This window comes from Kitasatospora sp. NPDC038210 (genome assembly GCF_055600605.1).
Genome location: NZ_JBVJYK010000006.1, coordinates 51,591 through 75,895, shown reverse-complemented (window position 1 = coordinate 75,895; position 24,305 = coordinate 51,591). Strand labels below are relative to the sequence as shown.

Genomic DNA, 24,305 nt, shown 5'->3' with positions numbered 1-24,305 from the left:
TCGCCCCTGTCGGCGGTGTGCGGCGAGAACCGGCCACCCGGACGGGACGTGTGCGGGTGGCCGGTGGGGCGCGCGCGGCGGTTCGTGCAGGGAGGAATGCGCCGTGCGCCTCTTGCGAGCCCCGGCCGATCGGCCGATGGATCTTCTGACGGATGCTCATCGATGCCCGAGTGACAGGAGTGCGGACATGACGGTCGAGACCGAGTCCACCCCGACCCCCGGCCCGGGATCCGCGACAGTGCGGGTGCGGGCCCAGCTCAGCCTCAGCACGACCGCGGCGCGCAACCTGGCGACGACGACCAAGTCGAAGCCGCAGATGCAGGAGATCACCTCCCGCTGGCTGCTGAAGATGCTGCCCTGGGTGCAGGTCAGTGCCGGCACCTACCGGGTCAACCGCCGCCTCAGCTTCGCCGCCGGCCGCGGCCGGGTGGGCTTCTCCGTGGCCGGCTCCGCGGTGAGCGTGATCGCCCCCTCGCTGCGCGAGGTCCCGGCGCTGCGCGGCTACGAGGACGACACCGTGCTGGAGGAGCTGGCCCGCCGGTTCGTGCAGCGGGACTTCGCGGTCGGCGACGTGCTGGTGCAGGAGGGCGCGCCGATCGAGGAGGTGTTCCTGGTCGCGCACGGCAAGGTGGACCGGATCGGCACCGGCAAGTACGGCGAGCAGGCGGTGCTCGGCTCGCTCGCCGACGGCGACCACCTCGGCGACGAGGCGCTCACCGAGCCGAGCGGCACCTGGCCTTACACCGTGAAGGCGGCGACCTCCGGCACCGCGATGGCGCTGTCCTGGTCGGTCTTCCAGGAGCTGGTCGACCGCTCGGACTCGCTGCGCGAGCAGCTGCTGGGCTTCGCCGCCGACGCCGCGCAGGCCCAGAACGCGCACGGCGAGGCGGAGATCGACCTGTCGGCCGGGCACGAGGGCGAGTACGAGCTGCCCGGTGCCTTCGTCGACTACGAGCTGAGGCCGCGCGAGTACGAGCTGAGCGTCGCCCAGACGGTCCTGAAGGTGCACACCCGGGTCGCGGACCTCTACAACAAGCCGATGAACCAGACCGAGGAGCAGCTGCGGCTGACCGTCGAGGCGCTGCGGGAGCGGCAGGAGCACGAGATCATCAACAACCCGGAGTTCGGCCTGCTCAACAACGCCGACTTCGACCAGCGGATCCAGACCCGCTCCGGGGCGCCCACCCCGGACGACCTGGACGAGCTGTTGAGCATGCGCCGGGACACCGACTACCTGTTCGCCCACCCGCGGGCGATCGCCGCCTTCGAGCGGGAGTGCAACAAGGCCGGCGTCTACCCGGCCACCGTCGACGTGCTCGGCAAGCAGCGGCCGACCTGGCGCGGGGTGCCGATCTTCCCGTGCACCAAGATCCCGGTCTCCGACCAGCAGACCAGCGCGTTCATCGCGATGCGGGTCGGCGAGGACAACCAGGGCGTGGTCGGGCTCACCCAGATCGGCATCCCGGACGAGGTCGAGCCGGGGCTGAACGTCCGGTTCATGGGCATCGACGAGAAGGCCGTCGCCTCGTACCTGGTCAGCACCTACTACTCGGCGGCGGTGCTGGTGCCGGACGCGATCGGCGTGCTGGAGAACGTCGAGCTCGGGCACGCCCGCGGCTGAGCCGGCCGCGGTGCTCCGGCCCTAGGCCCCCGGGGCGGGCGCGCGCAGCAGCTGCAGGGAGCGCCCGCCCAGGACGACGGTGCCCCGCGGGTGCGGCTCGCCCGTCCCCGCCTCGGCCGTGTCGACCACCGTCTCGTACCCGGCCTCCGGCGCCGCCCAGGGCTCGCCCGGCAGGGTGAACACCGTGGTCCGGTGGCCGGCGTTGAGCAGCAGCAGGAAGCTGTCGTCGCGCAACGGCTTCCCGGCGTCGTCCCGTTCGGACATCGCGGTGCCGGACAGCAGCATGCCCAGGCAGGCGGTCGGCGCGAACCAGTCGGCCTCGGTCATCTCCTTGCCCAGCGGGGTGAACCAGGCCAGGTCGGGCTGGCCGCCGGGGGTGGCGGCCCGGCCCGAGAAGAACGCCCGCTGCCGCAGCACCGGGTGGGAGCGGCGCAGCCGGATCAGCCGGGCGGTCAGCTCGGACAGCTCCCGCCAGCCGGGCTCCGCCAGCAGCGACCAGTCCAGCCAACTGACCTCGTTGTCCTGGCAGTAGGCGTTGTTGTTGCCGCCCTGGGTGCGGCCCAGCTCGTCCCCGGCGGTGAGCATCGGGACGCCCGCGGAGAGCAGCAGGGTGGCGGTCAGGTTGCGCAGTTGGCGCAGCCGCAGCGCGTTGACGTCCCGGTCGGCCGTCTCGCCCTCGGCGCCGTGGTTCCACGAGCGGTTGTCGTCGGTGCCGTCCCGGTTGGCCTCGCCGTTCGCCTCGTTGTGTTTGCGGTCGTAGGAGACCAGGTCGCGCAGGGTGAAACCGTCGTGCGCGGTCACGTAGTTGACGGAGGCGTACGGGCGGCGCCCGCCGCGCTGGTAGAGGTCGGAGGAGCCGGTGAGCCGGTAGCCGAGCTCCCGGACGTCCGGGCGGGCGCCGCGCCAGAAGTCCCGCACGGTGTCGCGGTACTTGTCGTTCCACTCGGCCCACAGCGGGGGGAAGCCGCCCACCTGGTAGCCGCCCGGGCCGACGTCCCAGGGCTCGGCGATCAGCTTCACCCGGCTGAGCAGCGGGTCCTGGGCGACGGCGGCGAGGAAGGGGTGGTCCATGTCCACGCCGTCGCCGCCGCCCGGGCCGCCGCGGGCCAGGGCGGCGGCGAGGTCGAAGCGGAAGCCGTCGACGCCCATCTCGGCGACCCAGTAGCGCAGCGAGTCGGTGACCAGCCGGATCGCCTGCGGGCGGCGGGTGTCCAGGGTGTTGCCGCAGCCGGTGTAGTCGGCGTAGCCGCGCGGGCGGTTGGGCGGGAGGCGGTAGTAGGCGGCGTTGTCGATGCCGCGCAGCGAGAGCATCGGGCCGAGCTCGCCGCCCTCGGCGGTGTGGTTGAACACCACGTCCAGGATCACCTCGATCCCGGCGGCGTGCAGGGCGCGGACCATCCGCTTGAACTCGCCGACCTGGCCGCCGCGCGAGCCGGAGGCGGAGTAGCCGGCGTGCGGGGCGAAGTAGCCGATCGTGTTGTAGCCCCAGTAGTTGACCAGGCCGCGCGCCTGCAGGTGGTCCTCGCTGGCGTACTGGTGGACCGGCAGCAGCTCGACGGCGGTCACGCCGAGGCGGGTGAGGTGGGCGATCGAGGCGGGGTGGGCGAGGCCGGCGTAGGTGCCCCGCAGGTGCGGAGGGACGTCGGGGTGGCGCATGGTGAAGCCGCGCACGTGCAGTTCGTAGAGCACCGTCTCGGCCCACGGGGTCTTCGGGCGGTGGTCGTCGTACCAGTCGTCGTCGTCGTGGACGACCACGGCTCTGGGCACGTAGGGGGCGGAGTCGCGGTTGTCCCGGACGGTGTCGGCGACGTCCGCCTCCGGCCAGTTGCGCACGGCGGCGCAGGCGGCGTCGTGCGAGGTGTAACAGCCGTCGACGGCGCGGGCGTACGGGTCCAGCAGCAGCTTGGCCGGGTTCCAGCGGGCGCCGGTCCACGGGTCCCACCGGCCGTGCACCCGGAAGCCGTAGCGGGTGCCGGGGCGCACGCCGGGCAGGAAGCCGTGCCAGACCTGGAAGTCCTGTTCGGTGAGGCGGTGCCGGCTCTCCCGGCCCTCCTCGTCGAAGAGGCAGAGGTCGACGGCCTCGGCGCCGGCCGCCCAGAGCGCGAAGTTGGTGCCCCGGCGGCCGAGCCGGTCGGTGCGGACGCGGGCGCCGAGCGGCTGCCAGCTGCCGGGCCGCGGTGGCTCGGCGGTGTGCGGGCCGCCGTCCGGCCGTGCCCCGGCTTCCAGCTCCTGCCCTGACGCCATGGCCGTACCCTCCCTGGGCGGGGTGTCCCGGACCCCGTTCACTTCCTCTTTCCCGGATTGCGCAGATCGGAAGCCGCTGAACGGGGGCTTACCGGCGGATGGCCCCCCGGGGGAGCGGGGATTCCGGGAGTCGTCCGGCGTGTCCCCCCGTCCGCGGGCGTCGTTGTTCCGGGCGTCGGACGCGAACAGTGGGAGGCCCCGGGATGCGGCGCCGAGGACGGGTGTGGGCGCGGGGTGCGGCGGCGGTGGCCTGCTGCCTGGCCGTTCTCACGGGGTGCGGCGGTGGCGGTGGCGCGCCGGGCGGGGACGCGGCGGTCGGGGCGGCCGCCGACGACGTGGGGCCGGTGCCGTACACCGCTCCGCCGCCGCCGTCCCGGGCGGTGGTGACCGCGCTGCCGGCCGACGGCGCGCAGGACGTGCAGCCGGAGGGCGCGGTCCGGGTGAGTACCGCGCAGGGCCGGCTGGTGTCGGTGCGGCTGGCGGACGCCAAGGGCACCGAGGTGCCCGGCACGATCACCCGGGACGGCGCCGGCTGGGCGCCCGACGGCCCGCTGCCGCTGGGCACCGCGTTCACCCTGGACGCCGTCGCCGAGGACGACCAGGGGCAGAAGGCCGCCCAGCACTCGGCGTTCTCGACCGTCGCCCGGGCGCACACCTTCGTCGCGTTCTTCACCCCGGAGGACGGCTCGACGGTCGGCGTCGGCATGCCGGTCTCGCTGCGCTTCAGCCGGCCGATCGCCGACCGGGCGGCGGTGGAGCGGGCCGTCCAGGTCACCGCCGACCCGCCGGTGCCGGTGGCCGCGCACTGGTTCGGCAACCAGCGGCTGGACGTCCGCCCGCAGCGGTACTGGGCGGCCGGCACCAGGGTCACGGTGGTGCTGCGGCTGAAGGACGTGCAGGGCGCGCCGGGCGAGTTCGGCACCCAGAGCCGGGACCTGCACTTCACCGTCGGCCGGGCGCAGGTCTCCACCGTGGACCTGGACGCGCACACCCTGACCGTCCGGGCCGGCCAGGGCGGCAAGGTGGTCAAGGTGCTCAAGGTCTCCGGCGGCAGCCCCGACCACTCGACCTACCGGGGGGTGCTGGTGGTGTCGGAGAAGTACAAGGTGACCCGGATGAACTCGCAGACCGTCGGCATGGGCGACGAGTACGACATCAAGGACGTCCCGCACGCGATGCGGCTGACCACCTCCGGCACCTTCATCCACGGCAACTACTGGGCGGCCCCGGGCGTGTTCGGCACCGCCAACACCAGCCACGGCTGCATCGGCCTGGCCGACGAGAAGGGCGGCACCAGCAAGGACTCCCCGGCGGGCTGGCTGTTCGAGCACACCGTCCCGGGGGACGTGCTGGAGGTGAAGGCCTCGACCGGGGACGTCGTGCCGCCGCAGAACGGGCTGAACGGCTGGAACGTGGCCTGGGACCAGTGGGTGGCCGGGAGCGCGCTGCGCTAGCCGGCCCCGCTCCCGCTGCCCGCCCGCCGATTCACGGCCGGTTCACCCCCGCTCCACCCGGGACCCCCGGAGATCCGTTCGAACGGCCCGGTTATCCTGCTCCGACGCGTCCGCAGCCCGGCGCGAAAGATCGGCGCCCGGTGCAACTCATGGGGGCACTCAACGCGTCAAGAGAGTGGATACCGGGAGGGGAGAAACCGTGAAGACGGGTAAGACGGCCGGCGCCGCGATACGCACCAGCAACCGCTACGGGCGGATGAGTGCGATGGCGTTGGTCATGGGTGGGGTACTGCTGTTCACCGCGGCCTGCAACGACGACAAGGGCAGCGGCTCCGGGGGCTCGGGAGGGGGCAACGCGGCCGCGTCGTCCTCGGCGGACGCCGGGGGCGCGGGCGGTTCGGGCACGACGAAGGCCTCGGCAGCGGTGATCGCCGTCGAGCCGAAGGACGGCGCCCAGGACGTCCAGCCGAACGGGCTGCAGGTGTCGGTCTCCAACGGCAAGCTCACCACGGTCGACGTGACCGACAAGGACGGCAAGCCGGTCACGGGCGCGATCACCGCGGACGGAACCGGCTGGAAGCCCGCGGCGGCGCTCACCGTCGGCATGGCGTACAAGGTGAACGCCCAGGCCAAGGACGCCGAGGGGCTGGTGGCCGCGTCCACCACCTCGTTCACCACGCTGACGCCGGACAAGAAGATCTCCACCAACGACAACATCAGCGACGGCGCCACCTACGGCGTCGGCATGATCGTTTCGGTGGAGTTCAACAAGGCGGTCAAGAACAAGGACGCCGTCGTCCAGGGCATCACCTTCGAGACCAGCAACGGCACCGCGGTCAAGGGCCACTGGTTCGGCGACAAGCGGGTGGACTTCCGCCCCGAGCAGTACTGGGCGCCGGACACCAAGGTGACCATCAAGTACCGGCTCAAGAACGTCGAGGTCGCCCCGGGCGTCTACGGCGACGTGGACAAGGACGAGCCGTTCACCATCGGCCGCTCCCAGGTCGCCACCGCGGACGCCAAGACGCACCAGATGACCATCGAGCGGGGCGGTCAGAGCACCACCGTGCCGGTCACCCTGGGCGCGGACGCCACGCCGTCCTGGGGCGGGACCATGGTGGTGATGGACAAGGAGAAGGTCACCCGGATGAACTCGCAGACCGTCGGTCTCGGCGGCGAGTACGACATCCAGGACGTGCCGCACGCGATGCGGCTGACCACCTCCGGCACCTTCGTGCACGGCAACTACTGGGCGAACCCCTTCGGCAAGTCCAACGCCAGCCACGGCTGCATCTCGATGCAGGACGTGAAGGGCGGCAGCGACACCTCGGTGGCCGGCAAGTTCTTCAACGACTCGATCGTCGGCGACCCCATCAAGATCGTGAACACCAAGGAGAAGACCGTCGCCCCGGACAACGGGCTCGGCGGCTGGAACGTGGACTGGGCCAACTGGTAGGCCCTACCCGGAGGTCGGCCCGGCCAGTCCGGGCACTCCGGTGAGTTCTCTCCGAGCGGTCCGATCCTCACCCGTTGGGGTCGGGCCGCTCGGGTTTCCGGGGCGGCGAGCCCCGCGCATGGCGCAACCTTTCCGGTGACCGGGTGCGTATACCCGGTCGGGCCGGCGCAGGGCCGTCGCACGGTCCTGCGCCGGCCCACGGGGAGTCCGGGGAGTCCAGAGGGAGGGAATCGACGTGAGGTCGATACGCAGAGTGGTGGCCGTCGGCCTGGTCGGCGGAGCGATGACGCTGACGGCCGCCTGCGGTGGGGGCAGCGGGGGCGGCAGCGCGGCCAAGGCCGACCTGGGAGCCGGCGCGGCCGCCTCCCAGCCCGCGGCGGCGGTGCCCACCAGCGCGGCGCCGAAGGTCTCGAAGGCCGCGGTGAGCATCGAGCCCAAGGCCGGTTCGGTGGACGTGGCGCCGAACGCTCTCAAGGTCGGTGCGACGGGCGGCAAGCTCACCACCGTCAAGGTGAGCGACAGGACCGGCAAGGAGGTCCCCGGCACCATCTCCGCCGACGGTGCCTCCTGGACCCCGTCCGCCGCGCTGGCGGTGGGCACCGCCTACCAGGTCAGCGCGATGGCCGCGGACGCCGAGGGCGCCGTCGCCACGGCGGACAGCGACTTCACCACGCTGACCCCGACCGCGCTCGCCAAGGCCTCGGACAACGTGGACAACGACGCCACCTACGGCGTCGGCATGATCGTCTCGGTGGACTTCAGCAAGGACGTCAAGAACAAGGACGAGGTCGCGAAGGGCATCACCTTCGAGACCAGCAACGGCACCGTGGTCAAGGGCCACTGGTTCGGCGACCGCCGGCTGGACTTCCGCCCGGAGCTGTACTGGGCCCCCGGCACCAAGGTGGTCGTGCACTACCGCCTCAAGAGCGTCGAGATCGCCCCGGGGGTGTACGGCGGAGACCGGGACGAGCCCTTCACGATCGGGCGATCCCAGGTTTCGACGGTTGACGCCGCCGCGCACAAGATGACGGTCGTCAGCGCCGGCCAGAGCTCCGACATCGACATCACCTCGGGCTCGGACGACCACCCGACCTGGAACGGCACCATGGTCGTCATGTCCAAGGAGGGCACGGTGCGGATGCAGTCCAGCACCCTGCCCGGCATGACCGGAGCCCCCTACGACCTCCAGGTGCCGCACTCGATGCGGCTGACCACCAGCGGCACCTACGTGCACGGCAACTGGTGGGCCAAGAACAGCATCTTCGGCGGGGACAACGTCAGCCACGGCTGTGTCGGGCTCAAGGACGCCGAGGGCGGCAGCGACTCCAGCTCGATGGGCAAGTTCTACGCGGGCTCGCTCGTCGGCGACGTGGTGGTCGTCAAGAACTCGATCAAGAAGGAGAAGCTCGACCCGTCGAACGGGCTGAGCGGCTGGAACCTGCCGTGGGGCTCCTGGTAGGAGGGCGCGGGGGTCAACCCGGGCTTGACGGACGTCGGCCCGGGTGGCCCCCTCCTTGCATCCGGCATATGCCGACTCGGGGGAGATCGTTTGCTCATTGTCCGTACGCGGCTGCTTGCGTTCCGCAATGATGGTCCGCATGGCGGGTTGGGGCGAAACAGATCAGTCATCAGTTCCCGGGGCCGGCACGGTCGCCGAGGCGTCCTGGATCGACGTCCAGGGAGCGCTCTCGGCGCTGGAGCGGCTCAGCTCCGAGGAGCTGGAGGAGATGTATTCCGGCAGGCTGTGCGATCAGTCCTCGCCGAGCGAGGTTCGGCTGCCGTCCCGGCCCGAGTCGGGCCCGGTGGCCCGGAGGCTGGTGCTGTCCGTCCTGGAGTCCTGGGACCTCCACCAGCACCTGGAGGCGGGCGAGTTACTCACCAGTGAGCTGGTGGCCAACGCGGTGCGGCACGCCGCCGGGCGCACCATCGGCCTGCACGTCAGCCGCAAGCCGGGCTGGTTGCGGGTCGAGGTCCGCGACTCCTCCCGGGCGCTGCCCTGCATGATCCTGGCCGAGCCCCGGCCGGTGAACGAGCGCGGGCGGGGGCTGAAGATCGTCGACGACCTCGCCGACCGCTGGGGCGCGGACCTGTTGCCGCGGGGCAAGGGGGTCTGGTTCGAGCTCAAGGTGCGCGAGCGGCACTGACGCGAGTGGTGCCGGTGCGAACGGCATCGATGCGAGCGGTGCCGACGTGAGCGGTGCCGGGTCGTGCGGGTCGTGCCGCCCGGAAAACACGCAGGGCCCCCGGAGTCGCCGTGGTCCGGCGGGTGGGGGCCCCTGCAAGTCATCGCGCCGGCCAAGGGGGTGCGTGCCGCGCGATGGGCGTCGGCAGTGCCAGGTCGGGCCCGCCGAAGTATGCCTTGACTATCGCACGGATCTCAGCATGTGGGCAAACTGGGTGACTGGGAATCCAAGGTTTGTAACCTAGTTCACCTTTGGATTTTGCATAGGTTCACGCTGTTGCCTGTGAATATTCATGATCGTGGAAATCCGATGATGCCGGTCGGCGCCCCTGGGTACCATCGGCCCGTGGACCTCTACTGGCGCGTCGTGCTGCCACCCCTCAGCGCCTGACCGGGCGCGCGTCGGTGGCTTGACTCCCGGACCCCTGGTACGGCCCGCTGGGGCCGCCGCGGGGCGGTGACGTGCGCCCGTTCTCGAAACCAGTCCTCCTGACGGTCTTCGACGACGGAAGTTCACGACTGTGCCGAATCGTTCGTCCGAGCGTGCGCGCTCGACCCGCCTCACCCGCCCGACCCGCCTGACCGGCCCGACCCGCCAGGCCCACTCCGCCCCTGCCGCCCGCCGTACCGCCGTGCTCGGCGGGCCGGTGCCGATCCTGGCGGCCGCGCTGCTGTGGGGCACCACCGGGACCGCCAGTTCACTGGTCCCGGCGGGCGCCCCGGCAGCCGGTGTCGGGGCCGCCGCCCTGGTGCTCGGCGGGCTGCTGCTGTTCCTGTCCGACCGCTCCGCGCGGGAGTTGCCCCGGACCTGCGGGCCGCGCGGGCGGTGGCTGCTCGCGGCCGGCGCGGTCGCGGTGACGGGGTACCCGCTCACCTTCTACCCGGCGGTGACCCGGACCGGGGTGGCGGTGGCCACCGTGATCGCGCTGGGCAGCGCGCCCGTGTTCACCGGGCTGCTCGGTTGGCTCGCCCACCAGGGGCGCCCGAGCGGACGCTGGGCCGCGGCCACCGCACTGGCCGTGCTCGGCTGCGCGGTGCTCGTACTCGGGCCCGAACTCGCCGGGCACGGCGCCGCGGTGGACGTCATCGGGGTGCTGCTGGCGACGCTCTCCGGGCTCTCGTACGCCGTGTACTCCCTGATCGGCGGCCGGCTGATCGCGGCCGGCCGGCCGTCGGCCGGGGTGATGGGGGCGATGTTCGGCGGGGCGGCGCTGCTGGTGCTGCCGGTGGTGGTGCTCGGGCCGGTGGGCTGGCTGCTGACGGTGCGGGGCGCGGGCGTCGTGCTGCACCTCGCCGTGATCACCACCTTCCTCGCGTACCGGCTGTTCGGCCACGGTCTGCGGCACGCCGGCGCGCAGACCGCCACGACCCTGACCCTGGCCGAGCCCGCCGTCGCCGCCGTCCTGGGCGTGACGGCACTGGGGGAGCGGCTGCCGGCCGTCTCCTGGTGCGGGCTGGCGGTGCTGGCCGGCGGGCTGGCGTTCCTCGCGCTCCCGGCCCGCCGGTAGCCGCCCCGCTGCGTGGGAAGTCGGCCCGGCCGACTTCCCATGCGGGTGGGGCGGGGTGTCGCGCGTCAGCCGGTGCCCGCCGGGCACTGGGCGGCGAAGCAGAAGCCGGTGAGCTCCGCGTCCCGGAGGCCCTGGATCAGGGTGGGCCAGTCGCCCTCGGGGCCGGCCACGATGACCGAGTAGGCGACGCCGCCCGGTCCGACGAGGATGTGGTCGACCGCCCGTCGGAGGGTGCCGGTCTCGGAGTGGTTGTAGGAGTACTCCAGTTCGGCGGTGCCGTCGGCGGCCTGTTCCAGACGGATGCGTCGGTAGCCCGCGGATGCCTTGTTCTTCGCGAGGTCGGCGTCGATCGACTTGGCCTGCTCGTAAGGGGACTCGGTGTTCATGGAGAACACCTGAACCAGGCTGGCCCCGTTCGCGGTCTCGTAGAACGTGGAGTTGTTCTGCTCCCTCCGCTGCCACCCGTCCGGGACGAGCAGGGTGAAGCCGTTCGGGTCCTGGACCCGGTTGAGGTGCAGCCCGGTGGGGGTGGGCGTCGGGGTGGTGGGCGTGGGGGAGGGCGACGCCGTGGCGGTGGGGGCCGGGGTGGACGGCGGGCCGGACGCGGAGCCGGGGGCCGTGGCCGTCGGTCCGCCCGGAAGGGTCGCCGCGCCGCTCGGCTTCCCTCCGCCGTCGTGCCGCGTCAGCAGGTAACCGCCGCCGCCCGCGAGCACGCCGAGGAGCGCTCCGGCGAGGGCGACCAGCACCACCCGCCGCGTCCCGGTGATCGGCGGGCGCTGCGGGCGAGGGGCGCGCGGTGTCGTGATCAGTGGCGGCTCGCCCGGCGGTGGCGGCGTGAAGGGCGGGTGTGACGGTGGCCGGCGCGGAGGGGGCGGAGGCGGCGGGGCCGCGCCGCCCGCCGGTGGCCGGCTCACCCACTGCTGGCTGTTCTTGTCCCAGTACGTGCCCGTCATGGCCGTTCCCCCCGTTGTCCCCGGTCCCCGCTCAGTGCAGGAACTGCTCGATCGCCTGGACGACTGCCAGCGCCGAGGCGAGTCCGGACACTACCGTGGTCGAGCTCCGCAGGAGGTCACGGAGTCGTTCCAGCCGGGTGCGCGGGGCGGTGCCGGTCTGTTCGAGGGCCGCGCCGACGGCGTCCAGCTCCTGTTCCACCTCGGCCACACCGTTGCCCTCGGCCCGGGTGAACATCGGCAGGTGGCCGCGCAACGCGTGGACCGCCGCGAGGAGTTCACGGCCCGAGGCGGTGAGGCGCACCGAGGCGTCGACGGCCGTCGAGTCCTTCCCGGCGGCGACGGCCCCGCCCGTCATCGTGCCGATCGACACTCCGCCGGGCGCCGACACGGGCACCGTCAGGCCGCTCACGTCCGGCAGCGGGTCGGGCGCTCCGGCCCGCTGCGAGCGGTCCTCCGCCCGGGCGCCGTGGCCCGAGGCGACGGCGCCGCCGGTCATCGCGCCGATCGACACCCCGCCGCTCGGCGGGGGCGTGGTCTCCTCGTCGTCCCGCACGTTCCGCTCCTCGCTCATTCGAATGCTCAACTCCCCACCCATGCACGCGGATCCGCGTGGCTACGAAGGTTTCCCGCCGGACGGCGGTGCCGCCGCCGTGCCGCCCGACTGCGCCGTGCCCCCGTTGGTGGCGACGGCGCCGCCGCTCATCTCGCCGATGTGGATCCCTCCCTGCATCACCTGGATCACGGTCTTGTCGAAGCGGTCGGTCTCGTACCCCGACTGTTCCAGTGCGACGCGGACGCCCTCGATGATCCGCTGCTCGATCGTCCGCAAGTACCGTCTGACGTCCAGCTCCTGGAAGATCGAGATGGTCGAGGTGGTGGCGGCCTCGCGCAGGGAGACGATCGGCCGGGCAGCGACGGTCAGCAGGTCCTCGTCGTCGGCCGTCCCGCCGGCGGCCCGGCCGCCGCCCGGGCGCAGCAGCGAGCGGAGCGCGGCCGGGCCGGCGGTGAAGGCGGACATCGCGGGGCCGCGACGTCCCGGTCGGGTGCCCTGCTGGGCCACCGCCTCCGCCAGCAGCTCGTAGTCGCGGCGGACCGGCCCGAGCACGTGCGGGACGACCTCCACCATCAGCAGGTTCCCCTGGGTGTGCACCCTCAATTGGACGGTCAGCACCACCTGTTCGTCCCACGCGCCGACCCGGATCCGCAGGAAGTGCCGGCGCCGCTCGCCGCCCTCGTCCACCGCCTCGGCGATGTGCCGGGCGATCTCCTCGGGTCCGCGCGGGACCTCGTCGCGCGCCGGGCCGTACGGGAGGTAGACGATGTGCTCGATCTCCAGGTCCTGCAGCCGGTCCAGGCTGATGTCGGCGGTGGCCTGCCGCAGGGCGGCCAGCCGCGGGACGACCAGGTCGAGGACGGCGCGGGCGGTGAGGCTGCCCTCCGGGGCCACCGGGCCGGTCTTGCGGCGCTTCAGTTCCAGGGTGAACTGCCAGGCCTTGAAGGGGAATCCGGCGCCGAGGAAGGGGTCGGCCGGGTCGTAGACGACGAGCTGCGAGTGCTGCTCCCGGGCGATGGCCCGCTGCACCTCCAGGTAGCGCGGCCGGAAGGGCACCCGGCGCGGGTGCCGCGGGAAGTTCTCCCGGGTCAGCTCCTTCCGGAGGGCCTGGGCGACCTGAAGGCGGTGCCAGCCCACCGTCACCGCGAGCGCCAGCGGGAACAGCGTGCCCTCCCAGCCCCCGTCCTTCAGGGAGGTCAACGCCAGCGCCCAGTACAGGACCTGGGCGGTCACGGCGAAGGCGGTGAGCAGTCCGGCGGCGGTGCGCCGGGGCTCGGAGGCCCGGGAGTCGGCCGGAGCGACGGGGGCGTACAGCGCGTGCCGCCGGACTTCCGGGGGCTTGGCGTACCAGGACAGCAGACACACCACGGCGTACAGGACGGCGAAGGTCGCGGTGAAGGGCGGCAGGTAGTGGGAGATCGCACCCCATGCGGTGTCGGACGCCGACTCCCGGCCGTACGGGTCGTAGTCGTGGTACCCACTGGTCAGCCCCTCGCCGTACGCCTTCCAGTAGTCGGCGGACGGCGGGTGCTGGATCAGCGCCCAGTAGTCGGTGAGGAAGAAGCCCGACCAGAGCGCGGCGAGCACGGCGCCGGTGCGGATCTCCAGCGCCCGGGCCCGCAGGGCGTGCGCCAGGACGGTGACCAGGTCGAAGCCCAGGGACGGCGGGACGGAACGCTCGTCGTGCTCGACCAGTTCGGTGATGACGCGTCGCCGGTAGTCCGGGTCGAGGTAGACCCCGGCGCAGAGCAGCCGGGTGGCCTCGGACTTCGCGTGGGGCGACGGTGGCGGCTCGTCGGGCGGCGCGGGTGGTCCGGGTGGCTCGTCGGGCCGCACCGGCCCGGGCTGGAAGGTCATCCGCCTCCCCCTTCGGCGTGAACCAACTGGCCGTGATTATGGACCTCCTGACGGTCAGTCGGCCAGTAAAAATGCGCACCGGGAGGACGAAGGCCCCCGGGCGGAGGGGAATCCGCCCGGGGGCCTGGGCCCGGTCAGCCGTGGATCAGCACTCGATGACGTTCACGGCGAGGCCGCCGCGCGAGGTCTCCTTGTACTTGATCTTCATGTCGGCCCCGGTCTCCTTCATCGTCTTGATCGCCTTGTCCAGCGAGACGTGGTGACGGCCGTCGCCGCGCAGCGCCATCCGGGCGGCGGTGACGGCCTTGACCGACGCCATGCCGTTGCGCTCGATGCAGGGGATCTGGACCAGGCCGCCGACCGGGTCGCAGGTGAGGCCGAGGTTGTGCTCGATGCCGATCTCGGCGGCGTTCTCGACCTGCTCGGGGGTGCCGCCGAGGACCTCGGCGAGGCCGCCCGCGGCCATCGAGCAGGCGGAGCCGACCTCGCCCTGGCAGCCGACCTCGGCGCCGGAGATGGAGGCGTTCTCCTTGAACAGCATGCCGATCGCGCCGGCCGCGAGCAGGAAGCGGACGATGCCGTCGTCGTCGGCGCCCGGGATGAAGTTCAGGTAGTAGTGCAGGACGGCCGGGATGATGCCCGCCGCGCCGTTGGTCGGCGCGGTGACCACCCGGCGGCCCGAGGCGTTCTCCTCGTTGACCGCCATCGCGTAGAGGGTCACCCACTCCATCGCGTTGGCCGGCCCGATCCCCTCGGCGCGCAGCGCCCGGGCCCCCGCGGCGGCGCGGCGGCGGACCTTGAGGCCGCCCGGCAGGATGCCCTCGCGGCTCATGCCGGCCCGCACGCACTCCTGCATCACGGCCCAGATCTCCAGCAGGCCGGTGCGGATCTCCTCCTCGCTGCGCCAGGCCTTCTCGTTCTCCAGCATCAGGCCGGAGATGGACAGGCCGGTCTCGCGGGTGAGCCGCAGCAGCTCCTCGCCGGTGCGGAAGGGGTAGCGCAGCGCGGTGTCGTCGGGCTTGACCCGGTCCGCGCCGATGGCGTCCTCGTCGACGACGAAGCCGCCGCCGACCGAGTAGTAGGTCTTCTCCAGCAGCGTCGAGCCGTCCGCCGCGTACGCCCAGAGGGTCATGCCGTTGGCGTGGTACGGCAGCGACCGGCGGCGGTGCAGCACGAGCTGGCCGTCGGGGTCGAAGTCGATGACGTGCTCGCCGAGCAGGTTGATCCGCTTCTCGGCGGTGATCCGCTCGATGTCCTTGTCGGCCTGGTCGACGTCGACGGTGCGGGGCGAGTTGTTCTCCAGGCCGAGCAGGACGGCCTTCGGGGTGCCGTGGCCGTGGCCGGTGGCACCGAGCGAGCCGTACAGCTCGGCGCGCACACCCGTCACCTGGGCCAACAGGCCTTCGGACCGCAGTCGGCGGGCGAACATCCGGGCGGCGCGCATCGGACCCACGGTGTGGGAGCTCGACGGGCCGATGCCGATGGAGAAGAGGTCGAAGACACTGATGGCCACGGAGGACGTCCTTGTCTGGTCTCGTGGAAGGACTTGCGGGCGGGACGTGGGGGGCTTGCTTGCTTCGGGTGGGTGGGCGCGAGCCGACACGGGACGGGGCACCGCGCGCACTGTCCAGTGTGCGCGGTGCCCCGGGGTCCCTGGTCCACCGGCGGGGTGAGGCCGGTCACTCGGGCCCTGTCCACCGGCCGGTCGTCCACTCCCGGCCGACGCGGACTAGTCCTGGTTGGCCAGGTTCGGGTACAGCGGGTACTTGTCGGCCAGCGCGGTGACGCGGGCCTTCAGCGCGGCGGCGACGGTCTCGTCGAAGGCGGGCTTGAGCGCCTCGGCGATGATGTCGGCGACCTCGCGGAAGTCCTCGGCCTGGAAGCCGCGGGTGGCCAGGGCCGGGGTGCCGATGCGCAGGCCGGAGGTGACCATCGGCGGGCGGGGGTCGTTCGGGATCGCGTTGCGGTTGACCGTGATGCCGACCTCGTGCAGGCGGTCCTCGGCCTGCTGGCCGTCGAGCTGGCTGTTGCGCAGGTCGACCAGGACCAGGTGGACGTCGGTGCCGCCGGACAGGACGGACGCGCCGGCCTCGGCGACGTCGGCCTGCAGCAGGCGCTCGGCCAGGATGCGCGCGCCGTCCAGGGTGCGCTGCTGGCGCTCCTTGAACTCCTCCGAGGCCGCGACCTTGAAGGCGACCGCCTTGCCGGCGATCACGTGCTCCAGCGGGCCGCCCTGCTGGCCGGGGAAGACCGCGGAGTTGATCTTCTTGGCGTACTCGGCCTTGGACAGGATGACGCCGCCGCGCGGGCCGCCCAGGGTCTTGTGGGTGGTGGTGGTGACCACGTCGGCGTAGGGCACCGGGTTCGGGTGCAGGCCCGCGGCCACCAGGCCGGCGAAGTGCGCCATGTCCACCATGAGCAGCGCGCCGACCTCGTCGGCGACCCGGCGGAACTCGGCGAAGTCCAGCTGGCGCGGGTAGGCGGACCAGCCGGCGATGATCAGCTTGGGCTGGTGCTCCTTGGCGAGGCGCTCGACCTCGGCCATGTCGACCTGGCCGGTCTTCTCGTCCACGTGGTACGCGACCACGTTGTAGAGCTTGCCGGAGAAGTTGATCTTCATGCCGTGGGTCAGGTGACCACCGTGCGCCAGGTTCAGGCCCAGGATGGTGTCGCCCGGCTGGATCAGCGCGAACATCGCGGCGGCGTTGGCCTGCGCGCCGGAGTGCGGCTGCACGTTGGCGTGCTCGGCGCCGAACAGGGCCTTGATGCGGTCGATCGCGATCTGCTCGACCACGTCGACGTGCTCGCAGCCGCCGTAGTAGCGACGGCCGGGGTAGCCCTCGGCGTACTTGTTGGTGAGCACCGAGCCCTGGGCCTCCATGACCGCCACCGGGGCGAAGTTCTCGGAGGCGATCATTTCCAGCGTGGTCTGCTGGCGGTGCAGCTCGGCGTCGACCGCGGCGGCGATCTCCGGGTCGAGGGCGTGCAGGGACTGGTTGAGAACCGTCATGGTGTGGTCTTCCCGGGAGGAGCGACAGGGGGGAGACGGCGCGGGGTGGGCCGCGGCACGGCGGCCCGCCCCGTCACCAGTGGATCAGCCCTGGGGGTTGGTGAGGGCCTCGTACTCGTCGGCGCTGAGCAGCTCGTCGGTGGACTCGACGCGCACCTTGAACAGCCAGGCGCTGCCGAACGGGTCGGCGTTCACGGTGGCCGGGTCGGCGACGACGTCCTCGTTGATCTCGGTGACCTCACCGGTCACCGGGGAGAACAGGTCGCTGACCGACTTGGTGGACTCCAGCTCGCCGCAGGTCTCGCCGGCGGTGATGGTGTCGCCGACGGCCGGCAGCTGCACGTAGACGATGTCACCGAGGGCGTCGGCGGCGTGCTTGGTGATGCCGACCGTGGAAACACCGTCCTCAGCGGCCGTCAGCCACTCGTGCTCCTTGGTGTACTGCAGGTGCTGGGGGTTGCTCATGACGTCATTCTCCAGGATGGGAAGCGGGTACGACGAAGCGGGCCGCCGCGCGGACGGCTTCGACCTGCGTCTATGGGAAAACGGGGGGCCCGGACGGGCGTCAGCGGGCGCGCTTGTAGAACGGCAGCGCCACGACCCGGACCGGCTCGTGCTTGCCGCGGACGTCCACCGCGACGGTGCTGCCGGGGGCGGCGTGGGCCGCGTCGACGTAGGCCATCGCGATCGGCTGGCCCAGCGTCGGGGACGGAGCGCCGGAGGTGATCCGGCCGATCGGGGCACCGTCGGCGGAGACCACGCTGTACTCGGCGCGCGGGACGCGCTTGCCCTCGGAGACCAGGCCGACCAGCACCCGCGGCGGGTTGGCCTCGGCCGCGGCGGCGGCCTGCTCCAGCGCCTTGCGGCCGACGAAGGCGCCCTCGTTGGTGGTCTTGTCGAAGCGGACGACCCGGCCCAGGCCCGCGTCGAACGGGGTGAGGTCGGTGGACAGCTCGTGCCCGTACAGCGGCATGCCCGCCTCCAGGCGCAGCGTGTCGCGGCAGGACAGGCCGCAGGGGACCAGGCCGCGGCCCTCGCCGGCGGCGGTCAGCGCCTGCCAGATCTCCTCGGCGTCGGCCGGGCGGCAGAAGATCTCGAAGCCGTCCTCGCCGGTGTAGCCGGTGCGGGCCAGCAGCACCTCGCGGCCGGCGACCTGCGCCGGGAGGATCGCGTAGTACTTCAGGCCGGGCAGGTCGGCGTCGGTGGTCCCGGCCAGGATGGCGGTCGACTCCGGGCCCTGGACGGCGATCAGCGCGTAGGTGTCGCGGTCGTCGGTGACGACGGCGTCGAAGCCCTTGGCGCGGGCGATCAGCTCGTCGAGGACCAGCTGGGCGTTGGAGGCGTTGGCGACGACCAGGAAGGCGTCCTCGCGCAGGCGGTAGACGATCAGGTCGTCCAGGATGCCGCCGTCCTCGGCGCAGATCATGGTGTAGCGGGCGCGCAGCACGCCCAGCGCGGAGACGAAGCCGACCAGCGCGTGGTCCAGCATCTCGCCGGCCTGCGGGCCGGTGACGGTGATCTCGCCCATGTGGGAGAGGTCGAACAGACCGGCCTTGGTGCGGACGGCGAGGTGCTCCTCGCGCTCGCTGCCGTAGCGCAGCGGCATGTCCCAGCCGGCGAAGTCGGTCATGGTCGCGCCGAGGGCGCGGTGCAGCGCGTCGAGCGCGGTCAGGCGGAGGGACGACATGGCCAGGAACTCCTCGGTCGGGGCACTCAGGGGTGCACGCGCCGGACCGGACCCGCTCGGGGGCCGACCCTGCGCGCGGGCATGCGGCGGCGTGGGTCTCCCCATCTGTCGTCGAACCTGAGAGCTTCACCGCCCGCAGGCCCGCAGCTGTTTCCAGCTTGGGGGACAGCATGGCGGCTTGCACCGTGGGTGGGCGCGCGACAGGGCCGTGCGCCGCTTTCCAGATGTGCCTAACCCGTGCGGTAGGGGGGCCTGAGAGATTCCGGGGAGGACTTGCTCCTTCGGCGCCGGCTCTGCCGCCACGCTGGCGGCACTCCGGGCTCTCCCGCGCGGGTTCGAGCGGCCGGTATGGAGTTGTGGAGCCCGCGGCGCATGCCGTCGGACGCGCACATCATGGCACGTCCCGGACCGGGAAGGGAGAGGGGACCCGGTCACACGGGAGGAGGGGACCGGATCGGGCGGGAGGAGGGGACCGGGTCGGGCGGGAACGGCGGCCCCGCCCGCCCCGCGGGCGGGACGACGGGGGCTTGAAGACGGGCCCTAGACTGCTCCGCGTCGGCGCAGCAGAGGGCGGCCGACCGGCAGAGGGCGGAATCGGCGGCGCATGGGGTACCCGGTGGAGCAGCAGCAGGGGTGGGGCGGTCCCGAGGGGGCGCCGGCGGGTGGCACGTGGCCGGCCAACGAGCTGGAGCAGGTGCTGACCGCGGCCATGGGCGACCCGGGCGCGACGCCGCGGGTGATCGAGGTGCTGGCCCGCAGCCAGGTGTGGGTGCCGCTGCCGGCCGGGGCCGACCCGCAGGGGCAGGCGCTGGACCTGCCGATCATCGAGCTGGGCGGCGACCCGTACGTGCCGGTGTTCTCCTCGCAGGAGGTGTTCCTGCAGCAGGCGCCGGGGATGGCCTTCGCGATCGCGCCGGTCTGGGAGTTCGCCCGCGGGCTGCCGCTGGGCGTGGGCATCGCGGTGAACCCGGAGGCGGCGGTGGGCATCCCCGTGCCGCCGCAGGGCGTGGCCGAGCTGCGCCGTGGTCCGCGCGAGGACCGCTGGGAGGGCGCGGAGGATCCGGCGGCGCCGACCGGCGGCCGGGTGGCGTTGCGCGAGCCGGTTCCGGGCGAGGACCCGGAGCACTTCCTGGCCGCCTGCCGGGCCGAGCTCTCGGCCCTTCCCGGGGTGTTGACCGCGCGCCGGGCGCTGGCCAGCATCGAGGGCGAGCCGACCGTGATGTTCGTGGGCGTCCAGTTGGATCCGGCGGCCCCGGCCGAGCCGGCCGCGGTGAACGACGCGCTCGGCCGAGCGCTGGGAACCGCGCCGCTGCCGGGTGGCGTCCACCTCGTACTGCTCGACCTCGCCGACGACCCGGTGGTCGAGTGGCTGCTCACCCGGGTAATGCCTTTCTACACGCGGGTGTGAGCGGGGTTCGTTCGTAGGCACGTCGCCGTGGCGGTGGCCGGTGCCGCGCCATAGGGTGCGTGCAGACGGCCGACGGGCCGGCGGGTTCGAGGAAAGAGGCGCGGCGAGGTGGGCGCATGAGTGCGGGAACGGGAGCGGGCGGGGCGCCGGGGCCCTGGGGCCAGGCCCCGGCCGGGCACCCGGGAGCGGACCCCGGCGTGTTGGAGCACGCCCTGCGCGAGGTCGCGCCGGAGCGCTACGACGCGTACGAGCGACTGCTGCACGCGCTGGCGGACGGCCGGGTCTGGATGCTGCTCTGGCACGGCACGCCGGGCAGTCCGGACGCGCAGTACGGGAACATGGAGATCAGCGGCCACGGCTACGCGCCGGCCGTCACCTCGCCCGAGCAGCTCGCCGCGTCCGGCTGGGCGCGGGCCCACGAGGTCATCTCCGGCCGGGAGATCGCCGCGTCGCTGTACCGCACCCGCTGGGGCCTGTGGCTCAACCCGCACGCCCCCGGTGGCGGTGTCGGCGTGCCCTGGGCCGACCTGCGGCGGATCGCCGCGGGCCTGGACCGGCTGCCGGCCGGTCCGCTGAAGCTGAGCGAGCCGCAGGTCAACGCGCAGCCGTTCTTCGCGCTGCTGGAGCGGCAGGCCGGTGAGGTGCGCGCGGTGCGGGCGCTGCGCCGGGCCTGGGTGCAGCCGGCGGTGGGGGAGCCGTACCTGGCGATCGGCCTCGACCTGTACGAGAGTTCTCCGCCCGCGGTGGAGGCGGTGCGCGCCCTGATGCAGCGGGCGATCGCGGTGGCCCCGGAGGGGCTCGCGGTGTCCACGGTGGCGATGTCGGACGAGTACGACCCGGTGGCGCTGTGGATGCGCGCCAACTCGCGGCCGTTCTTCGACCGGGAGTCCGGGCGCCCGGCGACCGGTCCGTACCCGCCGGTGCCGCCGCCCGCGTACCCGGGGCCGTCGATGCCGGGGCAGCCGACGCCGGGGTGGGCGTACGGCACGCAGGCGCCTGCGCCGGGCTGGCAGCAGCAGCCCCAGCAGCCGTGGCCGGGCTACCCCGGGCGCTGATTGCCAAACCCGAAATCCTTGCCACGAAGCCGACTTGATTGTCCATCAAGTCGGCTTCGATGCTTTCCGGACGGATTTCCGGATATGAGGTCCGGTCATCTTGACATGCCTGTTACAGCCATGTGAAGAGGTATATGCCGGAGATCGGGGAGATGCATGCCTGCAGATCACAGTTGGGCATCTGTCGGTTGTCAGGGCTGGCGCAAGCCAGTTCGCATGGCAGAGAGTTCTGCGCAACGCACCGCGCGTCCTGGAACCCCACAAAGGTGAGCGCGCACGCCGACCGCTCGTCCACGCGAAGCCCATGCCGCGTGGCGACAGTGCCCGTGCACGAAGCACTGTCGCGAACACCCGCTCCTCCTACAGCTTTCGCACGTCCGCAGCCGCACCGCCGAAGCCGGCGACCGGCACCCGTGGGCCGGCCACCGTCGGCGAGGGGACCAACTGACCATGACCGCATCCGTGACCACCGCCGGGAACGAGCCGGAGGCAGCCGCCGCCCCGAGCCCGGCCAAGAAGATCGAGGGCCGCTCCCTCGGCCAGATCGCCTGGACGCGCTTCAAGCGCGACAAGGCCGCCGTCATCGGCGGCGTCGTGGTGATCCTGCTGATCCTGCTCGCCGTGCTGGCCAAGCCGATCGAGTCGATGTTCGGGCTCGACCCGGACGCCCTCCACCAGGACCTCCTGGACGCCGACCTCGGCGGTCTGCCGCTCGGCGACTGGGGCGGCATGAGCGGGGACCACCCGCTCGGCATCGACCCGCTGCAGGGCCGGGACCTGCTCACCCGTGTGATCGAGGGTTCCTGGGTCTCCCTGCTGGTCGCCTTCGGCGCGACCGTGCTGTCCAACACCATCGGCACCGTGCTCGGCATCATGGCCGGCTACTACGGTGGTTGGGTCGACACGCTGATCAGCCGGATCATGGACGTCTTCCTGGCCTTCCCGCTGCTGCTGTTCGCGATCGCCATCTCGACCTCGCTGCAGGGCGGTGCGTTCGGCCTGCACGGCCTGCCGCTGCACATCATGGTGCTGATCTTCGTGATCGGCTTCTTCAACTGGCCCTACATGGGCCGGATCGTGCGCGGACAGACGCTCTCGCTGCGCGAGCGGGAGTTCGTGCACGCGGCCCGCAGCCTCGGCGCCCGCGGCCCGTTCATCCTGTTCAAGGAACTGCTGCCCAACCTGGTCGGTCCGATCCTGGTCTACTCGACCCTGCTGATCCCGACCAACATCCTCTTCGAGGCCGGGCTGAGCTTCCTCGGCGTCGGCATCCAGCCCCCGCAGGCCTCCTGGGGCGGGATGCTCCAGGACGCGATCCGGTACTACCAGGTGGACCCCCAGTACATGGTGGTCCCCGGTCTGGCGATCTTCATCACCGTGCTCGCCTTCAACCTGCTCGGCGACGGGCTGCGCGACGCCCTCGATCCCAAGAGCAACTGACCCTGAGCAGCTGACTCCGCGTCAGGACCCTCCACCGCCTCCACATCCCCAAGGGGTTGATCTCTCCCATGCGTAGGTCCCGTACCGTCGCCCTGACCGCGGCGGCCGCCGCCGCGGTCCTGGTCGTCACCGGCTGCTCCAGCTCGCCGAAGAAGAGCGACGACAACTCGTCCTCCGCATCGGGCGGCGGAGCCAACGCGGCCACCAAGAACATCGTCAACGCCTCGGACAAGAAGGGCGGGACGGTCACCTTCGAGATGAAGGGCACCCCGGACTCGCTGGACCCGGGCAACACGTACTACGCGTACATCTACAACTTCTCGCGCCTGTACGCCCGCCCGCTGACCACCTTCAACCCGGCCGCGGGCGAGGACGGCAACAAGCTCGTCCCGGACCTCGCCGAGTCGATGGGCCAGCCCAGCGCGGACGGCCTGACCTGGACGTACAAGCTGCGCCAGGGCCTGAAGTACGACGACGGCACCCCGATCACCTCGAAGGACGTCAAGTACGCCGTCGAGCGCTCCAACTTCGCGCCGGACGTGAACTCCAACGGCCCGACCTACTTCCACGACCTGCTGGTCGACAACGACACGCCGTACGCGGGCCCGTACAAGGACAAGGCCGGCGGCCTGAACTCGATCGAGACGCCGGACGACACCACGATCGTCTTCCACCTGAAGCACCCGTTCGCGGACTTCGACTACCTGGTCAGCGCCCCGCAGACCGCGCCGGTCCCGCAGGCCAAGGACACCGGTGCCGACTACGTGAAGCACATCGTGTCCTCGGGCTCCTTCAAGTTCGAGTCCTACGAGGACGGCAAGCAGGCCGTCCTGGTGCCCAACACCAACTGGGACAAGAGCACCGACCCGATCCGGAAGCAGCTTCCGGAGAAGATCGTGCTCAAGATGAACATCGACCAGGCCACCATCGACAAGGACCTGCTGGCCGGCAACGCCCAGGTCGACCTGGTGGGCGGCGGCGTCGACCCGCAGACCCAGGCGCAGATCCTGCAGAACCCGAAGCTGAAGGCCAGCACCGACAACGCCTACGGCGGCCGTCTGGTCTACCTGGCGATCAACTCCAAGGTCGCGCCGTTCGACAACGTCGACTGCCGCAAGGCCGTCCAGTTCGCGATCGACAAGGTCTCGGTGCAGACCGCCGAGGGCGGCCCGATCCGCGGCCAGATCGCCAACACGGTGCTCCCGCCGGACATCCCGGGCCACCAGGACTTCAACGCGTTCGAGACCAAGGACAACAAGGGTGACGAGGCCAAGGCCAAGGACGCCCTGAAGGCCTGCGGCAAGGACAGCATCAACACCGTCATCTCGGCCCGCACCGAGCGCGCCACCGAGGTCGCCGCGGCCACCTCGATCCAGGCCGCGCTGAAGAAGGTCGGCATCAACGCCGAGATCCAGCAGTACCCGCAGGGCAAGTACCTGACCGACAGCGCCGGTGCCCCGCAGTTCACCCAGGACCACAACATCGGTCTGATGATGATGCAGTGGGGTGCCGACTGGCCGACCGGCTACGGCTTCCTGCAGCAGATCGTCGACGGCCGCGCGATCAAGCCCTCCGGCAACAGCAACCTGTCCCAGCTGGACGACCCGTCGGTCAACAAGCTGCTCGACGACGCCGCCGTCAACCCGGACAAGGCGGCCCGCGAGAAGATCTACGGCGACATCGACAAGAAGGTCATGGACCAGGCGGTCATCGTCCCGCTGACCTACTTCAAGGTCTTCCTGTACCGCCCGGACAACGCCACCAACCTGGCCTCCACGCCGGCGTTCTCGGGTGAGTACGACTACCTGAACATCGGCACCACCAAGTAAGAGCCTGGCTCCGCATCCCTGAAGGCAGGTGAAGGCAGCGGCGCCCGC

The 24,305-nt window shown here is 72.0% G+C and carries 18 protein-coding genes and 1 riboswitch; of the genes, 10 read left to right on the top strand and 8 right to left on the bottom strand.

Annotated elements, in window-relative coordinates; genetic code table 11:
* Positions 1-187 precede the first annotated feature (187 nt).
* On the top strand, positions 188-1,621 hold the full coding sequence (locus ACZ7KX_RS14455) for a family 2B encapsulin nanocompartment shell protein (protein ID WP_470326737.1): 1,434 nt from the start codon (positions 188-190) through the stop codon (positions 1,619-1,621).
* Between the two features lie 21 nt (positions 1,622-1,642).
* Here ACZ7KX_RS14455 and glgX read toward each other — a convergent pair whose 3' ends face one another.
* The gene (gene glgX / locus ACZ7KX_RS14450) at positions 1,643-3,865 is read right to left on the bottom strand and encodes a glycogen debranching protein GlgX (protein ID WP_470326736.1); all 2,223 of its coding nucleotides are present in this window, start codon (positions 3,863-3,865) and stop codon (positions 1,643-1,645) included.
* A gap of 203 nt (positions 3,866-4,068) precedes the next feature.
* Between glgX and ACZ7KX_RS14445 the strand changes: the two genes are divergently transcribed.
* From ACZ7KX_RS14445 to ACZ7KX_RS14425, 5 genes are all read left to right on the top strand, one after another.
* Positions 4,069-5,319: a L,D-transpeptidase gene (locus ACZ7KX_RS14445; RefSeq protein ID WP_470326735.1), complete on the top strand. Its 1,251-nt coding sequence runs from the start codon at positions 4,069-4,071 to the stop codon at positions 5,317-5,319.
* A 199-nt stretch (positions 5,320-5,518) separates the two neighbouring features.
* Entirely contained in the window at positions 5,519-6,775 is a 1,257-nt protein-coding gene (locus tag ACZ7KX_RS14440) for a L,D-transpeptidase (protein WP_396552034.1), read from the top strand.
* A gap of 235 nt (positions 6,776-7,010) precedes the next feature.
* Positions 7,011-8,234, top strand: coding sequence for a L,D-transpeptidase (locus tag ACZ7KX_RS14435; protein ID WP_470326734.1), 1,224 nt, complete (start codon positions 7,011-7,013; stop codon positions 8,232-8,234).
* A gap of 139 nt (positions 8,235-8,373) precedes the next feature.
* A complete protein-coding gene (locus tag ACZ7KX_RS14430) occupies positions 8,374-8,919 on the top strand; it encodes an ATP-binding protein (protein WP_350520217.1) in 546 nt (181 codons plus the stop codon).
* 559 nt (positions 8,920-9,478) lie between these two features.
* Positions 9,479-10,465 carry a DMT family transporter gene (locus ACZ7KX_RS14425; RefSeq protein WP_470326733.1) on the top strand — a complete coding sequence of 329 codons (987 nt, stop codon included), beginning with the start codon at positions 9,479-9,481 and terminating at the stop codon, positions 10,463-10,465.
* Positions 10,466-10,530: 65 nt separating this feature from the next.
* Here ACZ7KX_RS14425 and ACZ7KX_RS14420 read toward each other — a convergent pair whose 3' ends face one another.
* From ACZ7KX_RS14420 to gcvT, 7 genes are all read right to left on the bottom strand, one after another.
* Positions 10,531-11,214, bottom strand: coding sequence for a hypothetical protein (locus tag ACZ7KX_RS14420; RefSeq protein WP_470326732.1), 684 nt, complete (start codon positions 11,212-11,214; stop codon positions 10,531-10,533).
* Positions 11,215-11,449: 235 nt separating this feature from the next.
* Positions 11,450-11,989 (bottom strand): hypothetical protein, encoded by a 540-nt coding sequence (locus ACZ7KX_RS14415; protein ID WP_470326731.1) that lies wholly within the window; start codon positions 11,987-11,989, stop codon positions 11,450-11,452.
* A 42-nt stretch (positions 11,990-12,031) separates the two neighbouring features.
* Entirely contained in the window at positions 12,032-13,828 is a 1,797-nt protein-coding gene (locus ACZ7KX_RS14410; RefSeq protein WP_470326730.1) for a hypothetical protein, read from the bottom strand.
* A gap of 145 nt (positions 13,829-13,973) precedes the next feature.
* Positions 13,974-15,341, bottom strand: a complete 1,368-nt coding sequence (locus ACZ7KX_RS14405; RefSeq protein WP_470326729.1) for an L-serine ammonia-lyase — start codon at positions 15,339-15,341, stop codon at positions 13,974-13,976.
* Between the two features lie 216 nt (positions 15,342-15,557).
* Complete coding sequence (gene glyA / locus ACZ7KX_RS14400) at positions 15,558-16,838, bottom strand: serine hydroxymethyltransferase (RefSeq protein ID WP_350520211.1); 1,281 nt, start codon at positions 16,836-16,838, stop codon at positions 15,558-15,560.
* 84 nt (positions 16,839-16,922) lie between these two features.
* The gene (gene gcvH / locus ACZ7KX_RS14395; RefSeq protein ID WP_402800887.1) at positions 16,923-17,303 is read right to left on the bottom strand and encodes a glycine cleavage system protein GcvH; all 381 of its coding nucleotides are present in this window, start codon (positions 17,301-17,303) and stop codon (positions 16,923-16,925) included.
* 100 nt (positions 17,304-17,403) lie between these two features.
* Positions 17,404-18,525 carry a glycine cleavage system aminomethyltransferase GcvT gene (gene gcvT / locus ACZ7KX_RS14390; protein ID WP_402800889.1) on the bottom strand — a complete coding sequence of 374 codons (1,122 nt, stop codon included), beginning with the start codon at positions 18,523-18,525 and terminating at the stop codon, positions 17,404-17,406.
* Positions 18,526-18,755: 230 nt separating this feature from the next.
* A riboswitch (glycine riboswitch) is annotated at positions 18,756-18,863 on the bottom strand.
* A 266-nt stretch (positions 18,864-19,129) separates the two neighbouring features.
* Here gcvT and ACZ7KX_RS14385 point away from each other — a divergent pair.
* The 4 genes from ACZ7KX_RS14385 to ACZ7KX_RS14370 all read left to right on the top strand — a co-directional run bounded on the left by ACZ7KX_RS14385 (position 19,130) and on the right by ACZ7KX_RS14370 (position 24,257).
* The gene (locus tag ACZ7KX_RS14385) at positions 19,130-19,933 is read left to right on the top strand and encodes an enhanced serine sensitivity protein SseB C-terminal domain-containing protein (protein ID WP_470326728.1); all 804 of its coding nucleotides are present in this window, start codon (positions 19,130-19,132) and stop codon (positions 19,931-19,933) included.
* 116 nt (positions 19,934-20,049) lie between these two features.
* Positions 20,050-20,988 carry an enhanced serine sensitivity protein SseB C-terminal domain-containing protein gene (locus ACZ7KX_RS14380; protein ID WP_350520207.1) on the top strand — a complete coding sequence of 313 codons (939 nt, stop codon included), beginning with the start codon at positions 20,050-20,052 and terminating at the stop codon, positions 20,986-20,988.
* A gap of 450 nt (positions 20,989-21,438) precedes the next feature.
* Positions 21,439-22,428, top strand: a complete 990-nt coding sequence (locus ACZ7KX_RS14375; RefSeq protein WP_350520206.1) for an ABC transporter permease — start codon at positions 21,439-21,441, stop codon at positions 22,426-22,428.
* 68 nt (positions 22,429-22,496) lie between these two features.
* Positions 22,497-24,257, top strand: coding sequence for an ABC transporter substrate-binding protein (locus ACZ7KX_RS14370; protein ID WP_470326727.1), 1,761 nt, complete (start codon positions 22,497-22,499; stop codon positions 24,255-24,257).
* Positions 24,258-24,305 lie beyond the last annotated feature (48 nt).